The following is an 8783-nucleotide window of genomic DNA, read 5'->3' as shown; positions in this document are numbered from 1 at the left end:
CCGCCCCCCGCCCGCCCCCCCGCCCCCCCACCCGGCCGCCCCCCCCTGGGCCTATCTCGGCGGCATTTCGGGCGCGCTGACGGTCATGCTGACCTCCACCACCGTCAATTCCCCGCTAGCGCTCTCGGGCACGCTAGCCCTTGGTCTGGCCGGCCAGGTGGTCTTCAGCCTGGCCGCCGACCGCTGGGGCCTGTTCGGCCTGCCCAAACGCCGTCTCGAACTGCGCGATCTTGCCGCCGTCCTCCTGATCCTGGCCGGTAGCGCCCTGATCATCCTTGTCGGCATGGGAGGCCGTCCATGATCACGCCCATCCTTTACGCGGTCCTCGCGGGCCTGTTGGTCGGCCTCAGCCGCCAGCTCAATGGGCGCCTCGCCCTCTCCGGCTCCCCGCTGATCGCCTCGTTCTGGAACCACCTTGTCGGCTTCGTCGCGCTGACGGCTTTGGGCCTGGCCATTGGCGGCCTGATCCCCGCCGGCGCCGCCACCGCCCCCTGGCACGCCTATATCGGCGGCCCCATCGGCGTGATCTTCGTCGCCTCCGGCAGCTGGCTCATCCCGCGCATTGGCGCCGTCAACACGGCGCTGCTCGTCATCGGCGGGCAGATGGTTTCAGGGGTGGTACTCGACCTCGCCCGCGGCGCTCCCTCCACCCTCTGGGCCAGCGCCCTGGGGGTGGTGCTTATTCTGGGCGGCATGGCGCTGACGCAGCGGCGGCGATGAGAGGACACCCCTCCAACAAAACGGCCGGGCTCCAGTTCCCCAGAGCCCAGCCCATCCAATTCACTACTAACCCGGATCAGCCGGCAGCGGTATAAGCCGTCTTCACCACCGTGAAGAACTCAGCCGCATACTTGCCCTGCTCGCGCGGGCCATAGCTCGAACCCTTGCGGCCACCGAACGGCACGTGGAAATCCACACCGGCCGTCGGCACATTGACCATCACCATGCCGGCTTCGGCATTGCGCTTGAAGTGCGTCGCATATTTCAGCGAGGTGGTGACGATGCCGGCGCTGAGACCGAATTCGGTGTCATTGGCCGTGGCCAGCGCTTCCTCATAATCCTTGACGCGGATGACCGAAGCCACTGGCCCGAAGATCTCCTCGCGGCTGATGCGCATGGAATTGGTCGCCTCGGTGAACAGCGTGGGCTGCAGGAAATAGCCCTCGGTGTCCTTCTTGACCAGTTCACCGCCAGCCACCAGCTTGGCGCCTTCGGCCTTGCCGATGGCGATATAGTCAGTGTCCTGCTTGAGCTGGCTGGGGTCCACCACCGGCCCGATTTCAGTGTCCTTGGCCAGTGCGTCGCCAACCCGCAGATTGCGCACCCGCTCGGCCAATGCCTCGACGAACGCGTCGTGGATACCCTCGGTCACGATCACGCGCGACGACGCCGTGCAGCGCTGCCCGGTCGAGAAGAAGGCCGACTGTGCCACGGTTTCCACCGCCACCTTGAGATCGGCATCGTCCAGCACCACGGTCGGGTTCTTGCCGCCCATTTCCAGCTGGAACTTGCGGTTGAAGCCGATCGAGGCCGCCGCAACGCGCTTGCCCGTGCCGACAGAGCCGGTGAAGGAAATCGCCGTCACGTCCTTGCTGTCCAGCATGGTCTGGCCGACGACCGAGCCCTTGCCCATCACCAGATTGACCACGCCCTTGGGCAGGCCATTGCGTACCAGGATGTCGATAATGGCCCAGGTCGAACCCGGCACCAGATCGGCCGGCTTGATTACCACGGTGTTGCCATAGGCCAAAGCCGGCGCCAGCTTCCAGGTCGGAATAGCGATCGGGAAATTCCACGGCGTGATGATGCCGATCACCCCAATCGGTTCGCGAGTGATCTCGACGCCCACGCCGGGGCGCACGCTGGGCAGCACTTCGCCGGCCAGGCGCAGCACTTCACCGGCGAAAAAGTCGAAAATCTGCGCGGCGCGGGTCACTTCGCCAATGCCTTCGGGCAGCGTCTTGCCCTCTTCGCGGCTCAACAGCTCGCCTAGTTCCTGCTTGCGCGCGATGATTTCCTGGGAGGTTTTGGACAGGATCGCATGGCGCTCAAGAATGCCCGAGCGCGACCAGGCCGGGAACGCGGCCTTGGCAGCGGCGATCGCCTGGTTGGTTTCTTCGGCCGTCGCGCGGGCATAAAGACCCACCACATCGGCAGTATTGGACGGGTTGATGTTCTCGACGCCATCCGAGCCGATCCATTCCCCGTCAATGAGGTTCTTGTGCAATTGGGTCATGTCATGTGCCTTTCGGGGGAGAGATCAGAGGAGATTTGCCTTGGCCAGATCGCGCAGCAAATGGCTGGCGCCGTAGGTCCAGGGGGGGCATTTGGTCGAGAGGTTCACCCTGTTAGATAGGGTGCCAAGTGAGGATGTCGAGATCGAGACAATGTCGCCGATCTTGTGGGTAAAACCCTTGCCGGCGCCGCCACGATCCTGCACCGGCGCGAACATGGTGCCCAGATAGAGCACCAGCCCGTCCGGATACTGATGGTGTCTGCCAATCGTCGCCGCCACCAGCGATTCTGGCGTGCGCGAAATCTGGTTCATCGAGGAATGCCCATCGAGCACGAAGCCGTCTTCGCCCTCCACACGCAGCGCGATCTCGGCCTGCTTGATGCTCTCAAGCGTGAAATCGCCGTCGAACAGCCGCACAAACGGCCCCAGCGACGCCGAAGCATTATTGTCCTTGGCCTTGCCGAGCAACAGCGCGGAACGCCCCTCGACATCGCGCAAATTGACGTCATTGCCCAGCGTCGCGCCAATGATTTCGCCCTTGCTGGTCACCAGCAAAGCCACTTCCGGCTCGGGATTGTTCCAGCTCGAAATCGGGTGCAGCCCCACTTCGGCGCCATAGCCCACCGAGCTCATCGGCTGGCCCTTGGTGAAAATTTCGGCGTCCGGCCCGATCCCCACTTCGAGATACTGGCTCCACACGCCCTTTTCGATCAGCGCCGCCTTGACCTTGGCCGCCGTCTCCGAGCCCGGCACCAATTCGCTGAGATCGGTGCCGATCAGCTCCAGGATTTCCGCGCGCAACGCCTCGGCCCGCGACTTATCCCCCCGGGCCTGTTCCTCGATTACTCTTTCGAGCAGCGACACCACAAAGGTCACGCCGGAGGCCTTGATGGCCTGCAGGTCGATGGGAGACAGCAATACGGGAATGGACGCATCGGGCACCGCCGCAGCGCTATTGGCCATGATGGCTTCGACACCACCCAGCGCCGTGCCCGCCTGCGTCCGCACATGCTCGGCAGCCATTCCGGATTCGGCAATATCGCGCACACTCGCGCGGCCTGCACTGGTGATATCCACCAGCTGATCCCCGCGCACCGTCACGATCCTGGGGTGATCATACCCGGCAATTCGGGCCCGGCCGACAAGCACCCCATCCGGATAAAGCCTCACGTCCAGCCTCCCAAAAATCTCACGCCTGTGAGTACAAGGCCGTTTCCCGGGGCGCAAGGGCAGCACGGCTAAAGTCATACTTTTTGCTGAAGCGTTTCCAGCAAAAGTGGCCACGGTTTTGCGTTTCGGAAACGCGACGACAAGCGATGAACCGATTTCCACACCCACGTTCAACTTGCGTTCATCCGCGCCGCAATACTGACGCAATAGATGGGGATTGCTCCCATCGCCACATTATGGAGTGTCCCATGCGTCGCCTTGCCCTTCTCGCCCCTCTCGCCCTCGTTGCCGGTTTCGCCATGCCTGCCTATGCGGGTTCGATCTCCATCGAGGGTCGCGGGGAAGTCACCGCCGCACCAGACACCGCCTATATCAATTCGGGCGTCACCACGCAGGGCGCCACCGCCCGCGAAGCGCTGGACCTGAACACCAAGGCCATGACCGACCTGATCGCCGCGCTCAAGGAATCCGGCATCGAAGCCCGCGATATCCAGACCTCGGGCTTCTCGGTCAATCCGAACTATGTCTATTCCGACGCCCGCGACGAAAACGGCTATTCCATGCCGCCCAAGATCCAGGGCTACCAGGTGTCCAACACCGTTACCGTCGTGGTGCGCAAGCTCGATACATTGGGCTCCATCCTCGACAAGTCGGTGACCATCGGTGCCAACACCATCAATGGCGTCAGCTTCGCCGTGGCCGATCCGTCCGCGCTCTATAACGAAGCGCGCAAGGCCGCTTTTGCCGATGCCCGCACCAAGGCCGAGCTTTATGCCGATGTCGCCGGCAGCGCCCTTGAAGAAATCAACTCGATTAGCGAGTCGCAGGGCTTCAATCAGCCCCAGCCCACTCCTATGTACGCAAAGGCTGATGCCCAGGCCGGCGCACCGGTTCCGGTTGAATCGGGCGAACTGAGCTTCACCATCAATGTGTCCGTGCAGTGGGAACTGGCCGACACCACGAAATAACCTAACCCTTTCCCCTCTCTAGCAGGGGGGCTTGGGCGGTGGGGGCGGCCCCGTAGTCACCCGCCCCCACCAACCCTATTTGGCCGACAGCCATAAGGCGGCCCCTCCCCCTGTCAGGGGGAGGTTGGGAGGGGGTACCGAGAGCCCCGATCCCTACCCGTTCACCACCGTCCAAACCATATTCAACCCAACCAGCACCAGAAACGCCGCGAACACATATTTCAGCGTCTTCTGGTCCAGCCGATGCGCCAGCGCTGCGCCGACCGGCGCAAAAACCGCCGCCAGCACCGCCACCAGCAACAGCGCCACCAGGTTCACATAACCCAGGCTTAGCGGCGGCAGGCCCGCAACGCCCCAGCCTGAAATCACGAAGCCTATCGTCCCCGAAATGGCAATCGCCACCCCGATGCCGGCCGACGTGCCCACAGCGGCATGCATGCTCGATCCGAACGCCACCAGTGTCGGCACGGTCAGCGATCCCCCGCCAATCCCCATCAGCGAAGAGATATAGCCCACGACGAACGCCGAGATGCGATGGGTCAGCGAGGAGCCATGCAGATGCCCCATCAGCTTGGTCTGGAACCCCGAAACGATATTGGCCGCAATCACGAAAGCCATGATCGCAAAGACGATGCGCAGCACATCGCCCGAGAACCACCCCGCCATCAGCCCGCCGATCAAGGTGCCGCCCACAATGAACGGCGCCCACAGCCGCAGCACCTTCATATCCAGCGCCCCGCGCTTGAAATGGGCTCGCGCACTCATGATCCCGGTGGGGATAATGATGGCAAGCGAGGTGCCCACGGCCACATGCTGCACCACATCGCTGTCATAGCCCAGCACCATCAGCGACGTGGACAGCGCCGGCACGATGATAGCGCCCCCGCCAATGCCCAATAATCCCGCCGCGATGCCCGACGCCACACCCGTCACCAGCAACCCCAGCACAAAGGGCCAATAGCTGGCCAAACCCGCCCAATCCATCAAGCATCCCCGATAATATGCAGCACCACCTCGCGCCGATGCGGCCGCCTGCGATGCTCGAACAAATAAAGCCCCTGCCAGGTGCCAAACACCGGCGCGCCGTCCGCCACCGGAATCCCAATGGACGTCTGCGTCAGCGCTGCCTTGATATGGGCCGGCATGTCGTCCGGCCCCTCGGCATTATGCACCATCCAGTCCATGCCCTCGGGCACCAGCCGGGCAAAGAAACCGTTCAGATCGGTCTGCACGTCGCTATCGGCATTTTCCTGGATCAGCAGCGAGCAGGACGTATGCCTGACATAGACGGTCAGCAGCCCCGTCGCGACCCCAGCCCCGCTGACAAAGTCATGCACGGCATGGCTGATCTCATAGAGACCCTGGCCCCGTGTCTCGATCGTCGTGGTTTCGATGGCTTGGTGCATATTGGAGTCGGGACTAGCACGAAGTCCGCGTCATCGCCAACCACGGCCCGCCCAAATCATGCCATGATCTGCCAGGGCACCGGCCGGCACACCATTGTGGGAACGCATGCGCAAACTGCCGCGTTCTGGGCATTCCCGGGGAGGGGATCGGTATCGAGCGCCCGCTGTGAGCCATTCACACAGCGTTCAGAATGAACAGTGATGCTGGTGTCAAACGCCCACCCGATCAGTCGACAAGAAGGATAACAACAATGCGCCTCAGAAATTGGCTCCTGACCGGCTCGAGCTTGACGCTGCTCACGGCAGCCCCGCTTGCCGTTTTCGCCCAGGACGCGCCGCAACTGCCGCAGCAATGCGTCGACGCGGGCTTCACCACCATCGAGGAATGCATCGCCGCCCAGCCGGCCGCGCCCACTGAAGCGGCGCCCGAGCCCGAGGCAGCGCCAGAGTCAGAGCCTGCACCAGCTCCAGAACCCGAACCTGCTCCAGCCCCGGAACCAGCTCCCGAAGCGGCCCCGCCCCCCGAAGTTGCGCCCGAGCCCGCGCCAGAACAGCCCGCACCGGCTCCTGAGCCCCAGGCCGAAGAGCCTGCGCCTGCTCCCGAGCCCGCGCCTGAACCAACTCCTGCGCCGGAGCCAGCTCCTGAAGCCGCGCCCGCAGAGCAACCCGCTGCAGAACCTGTGCCCGTTGAGCAGCCCGCGGCTGAACCCGCTCCCGTCGAAGAACCTGCGCCAGCTCCGGTAGAGGCCCCCGCGCCTGCCGAACAGCCTGCCCCTGTAGAAGCTCCGGCCGAACAGCCCGCGCCTGCCGAAACCCCGGCCGAGCAGCCTGCCCCCGTGGAAGCTCCGGCCGAACAGCCGGCCCCTGTCGAGCAGCCCGCCGCCGAGCAGCCTGCGCCCGAACAGCCCGCCGCGCAGGTCGATATCTCCGCCGATCTGCGCGCCCAGGTCGATATCTACAACGCCGCCGTGGCCGACCTGATGTCGGGTGGCGACGCTGCTGCGGCACAGGCCCAGATCGATGGCGCCCGCAACCAGATCGCCGCGCTCTGCGCCCAGATTGGCAATAGCGATATCGACGCGTGCCTGGCCAGCTATGGCCTGTCGCTGCCTGCCGTGCCCGGCATTCAGCCTGCGGCGCCGGCCGAACAACCCACCGCTCCTGCCGAGCCGCCTGCGGTCGATCCGGCCCAGCCCCCGGCGGCCGAAACCCTGCCGGCCGAGCCCGCCGAGGTCATCGAAACCCTGCCCGAAGGTATTACCCAGGAGCAGATTGCCCCAGTGCTCGATAGCGCCAAGGATGTCGAGGCTGCCCCGGCCGTGGAAGGCCAGCCAGCCGTCGAAGCCCAGCCGCAGCCGGTTCCCGAAACACCCCCGGCCCCTCCTCCGGTTGACGACGCTGCGGCCCAGGCCGCCTTCGAGGTTCCCGAGGAAGCCGCCCTGCGCTCTGCCGTTCAGGAAGAAGGCCAGAAGGTCGAAATCCAGGCTCTGGAACCCCAGCAGGTGCCGCAGAATGTCACGATCATCAACCAGACCAACGTGACCAACAACATCGTCAACAACAACACGACGGTGAACAACACCACCAACAACACGCAGAACAACACCGTCATCAACCAGCAGAACAATACCCAGAACAATACCGTCATCCAGCAAGCCGGGTTCGGCGATGCCCTGACCCAGGTTATTCTGCAGATTGGTACCCAGCTGATCGTCAACACCCCCGGCCAGGACACGGACCGCTTCTATGATCCGGGTGCCGACGAGGTCTTCTACGAGCAGTTGAGCCGCGGCCGCACCCGCGAAACGGTGACGCGCCCCGATGGCAGCCAGATCGTCACCATCCGTAACCGCAATGGCGATATCCTGCGCCGTTCGCGTTTCACCCCGGATGGGCGCGAATATGTGCTGGCCTATTTCGACGACCGCTATGACGATCAATTGCTCGAATGGCGCGATCCGGGCCTCGATCTGCCCCCGCTCCGGCTCAATATCCCGGTGCAGGATTACGTACTCGATTCACGCTATGCCGACGAGGAACAGGTCGAAGTCTTCTTCCGCCAGCCGCCGGTCGAGCAGGTCGCCCGCCTCTATTCGATCGACGAGGTCAAGCGCTCTTCCCGCGTCCGTGACAGCGTGCGCAAGCTCGAAGTGGGCGGACTGACGTTCGATACCGGCGCCGCCACCATCAGCCGTGACCAGGTCGGCGCTCTCTCCAACGTCGCCAATGGCATGTTGCAGCTGCTGGCCGCCAATCCGGGTGAAACCTTCCTGATCGAAGGTCACACCGACGCTGTGGGTTCGGAAATCTCCAACCTGCAGCTCTCGGACCTGCGTGCGGCCACCGTCGCCCGCATCCTGACCGACTTCTACGGCGTGCCGCCCGAAAACCTGGCCACCCAGGGCTATGGCGAACGCTACCTCAAGATCCGCACCGAGGGTGCGGAGCGGGAAAACCGCCGCGTCACCATCCGCCGCATCACCCCGCTGATCACCGTCGCCAACAACTAGGCGAGCGACAGAACAAACACGAAAGGCCGGGCACCAGCCCGGCCTTTTGCTATCAGGCCAATGGCGCTGCCATCTTGCCACCCGTCCCAAAGCCGGCCGGCAAGGAAAAATCGCCAGATTTGTGAAAAATGCCTGGCCAGACGTGCTGGAACCCCGCTCCGGCGAAATTTGTCTTGATTACCAAACCCCTTGAATCACCACCACTATTCGGCTCGCCTCGCGGCCTGAAATAGCGTGATCACGCAAATGGGAACGAAAACAAAAAGCCCGCGTTTCTGTCCTACGGTGAAACAAAGGAGCGAACTCATGGCTAACCCTGACCGCGATACCGTTTATACCAATGATGGCAACCGTACCGTTTATACGCGCGAGAGCAGCGGAACGGGCTGGTTCGTTGGCATCATCGTCGCCCTTGCGCTACTGGCTATCGGCTACCTGGTCTTCTCGGCCAAATCGGGCCCCTCGAAGCACATATGGTGCATCCCCCCGCCGG

General features: G+C 63.7%; 9 protein-coding genes. 5 read left to right on the top strand and 4 right to left on the bottom strand.

All coding sequences use genetic code 11. The features are described from left to right. Nucleotides 1–301, top strand: a 301-nt coding sequence (locus tag FF80_RS14500; RefSeq protein ID WP_035101890.1) for a DMT family transporter, incomplete at its 5' end; no start/stop codon positions are given. Continuing rightward, nucleotides 298–720, top strand: coding sequence for a DMT family transporter (locus FF80_RS14495; RefSeq protein WP_035101888.1), 423 nt, complete (start codon nucleotides 298–300; stop codon nucleotides 718–720). The genes FF80_RS14500 and FF80_RS14495, both read left to right, overlap by 4 nt. 76 nt (nucleotides 721–796) lie before the next feature. Here the strand turns inward: FF80_RS14495 and FF80_RS14490 are convergent, their stop codons facing one another. Together FF80_RS14490 and FF80_RS14485 are read right to left on the bottom strand one after the other, a co-directional pair. After that, the gene (locus tag FF80_RS14490; RefSeq protein WP_035101885.1) at nucleotides 797–2236 is read right to left on the bottom strand and encodes an aldehyde dehydrogenase family protein; all 1440 of its coding nucleotides are present in this window, start codon (nucleotides 2234–2236) and stop codon (nucleotides 797–799) included. A 24-nt stretch (nucleotides 2237–2260) separates the two neighbouring features. Further along, nucleotides 2261–3406: a fumarylacetoacetate hydrolase family protein gene (locus tag FF80_RS14485; RefSeq protein WP_244445783.1), complete on the bottom strand. Its 1146-nt coding sequence runs from the start codon at nucleotides 3404–3406 to the stop codon at nucleotides 2261–2263. Nucleotides 3407–3654: 248 nt separating this feature from the next. Here FF80_RS14485 and FF80_RS14480 point away from each other — a divergent pair, with 248 nt between their 5' ends. Beyond that, nucleotides 3655–4374, top strand: coding sequence for an SIMPL domain-containing protein (locus FF80_RS14480; RefSeq protein ID WP_035101882.1), 720 nt, complete (start codon nucleotides 3655–3657; stop codon nucleotides 4372–4374). Nucleotides 4375–4527: 153 nt separating this feature from the next. Here the strand turns inward: FF80_RS14480 and FF80_RS14475 are convergent, their stop codons facing one another. Next, a complete protein-coding gene (locus FF80_RS14475; protein ID WP_035101880.1) occupies nucleotides 4528–5358 on the bottom strand; it encodes a sulfite exporter TauE/SafE family protein in 831 nt (276 codons plus the stop codon). After that, nucleotides 5358–5780 (bottom strand): secondary thiamine-phosphate synthase enzyme YjbQ, encoded by a 423-nt coding sequence (locus FF80_RS14470; protein ID WP_035101877.1) that lies wholly within the window; start codon nucleotides 5778–5780, stop codon nucleotides 5358–5360. The genes FF80_RS14475 and FF80_RS14470 overlap by 1 nt, the downstream gene beginning before the upstream one ends. A 251-nt stretch (nucleotides 5781–6031) precedes the next feature. Here FF80_RS14470 and FF80_RS14465 point away from each other — a divergent pair, with 251 nt between their 5' ends. Then, nucleotides 6032–8290, top strand: coding sequence for an OmpA family protein (locus FF80_RS14465; protein WP_035101875.1), 2259 nt, complete (start codon nucleotides 6032–6034; stop codon nucleotides 8288–8290). A 306-nt stretch (nucleotides 8291–8596) separates the two neighbouring features. After that, on the top strand, nucleotides 8597–8783 hold a 187-nt coding region (locus FF80_RS14460), incomplete at its 3' end, for a hypothetical protein (protein ID WP_035101873.1).

It is taken from the genome of Devosia sp. LC5, assembly GCF_000735585.1.
Taxonomy (GTDB): domain Bacteria; phylum Pseudomonadota; class Alphaproteobacteria; order Rhizobiales; family Devosiaceae; genus Devosia.
The sequence above is the reverse complement of the archived record's forward strand: the minus strand, read 5'-3'. Positions and strand labels throughout refer to the sequence as shown.